Origin of the sequence: Salmonella sp. SAL4457, from assembly GCF_046548235.1 — a bacterium.
Classification (GTDB): domain Bacteria; phylum Pseudomonadota; class Gammaproteobacteria; order Enterobacterales; family Enterobacteriaceae; genus Salmonella; species Salmonella enterica.
The window spans coordinates 1-246 of the sequence record NZ_JBGDZO010001104.1 but is presented as its reverse complement, the minus strand read 5'-3'; the positions used below and the strand labels follow the sequence as shown (position 1 = coordinate 246).

Annotated in this window: 1 protein-coding gene; it reads left to right on the top strand. The window is 69.5% G+C overall.

The window, feature by feature from the left end; all coding sequences use genetic code 11:
• Window positions 1–246: hypothetical protein (locus tag ACLJNW_RS27605; protein ID WP_410961753.1), on the top strand; the 246-nt coding region annotated here is incomplete at both ends.

Genomic DNA, 246 nt, shown 5'->3' with positions numbered 1-246 from the left:
CACTATATCCGCTCGGCCCAGGCGGTGATGGACGGCACCTGGAAATCCGAGGACTTCTGGGGTGGCCTGGCCGAGAGTACGGTGGTCCTGCCGCTGAACCAGGAGGTGCTGCCGGCGCCGGTGCGGGAAGAGGCGGGCAGGCTGATCGAGTCGATCCGCAGCGGAGCCTTCCACCCCTTCACCGGGCCGATCCGCGACCAGTCCGGCAAGGAGCGTTTCGCCGCCGGCGTCAGCGCGACCAAGGCC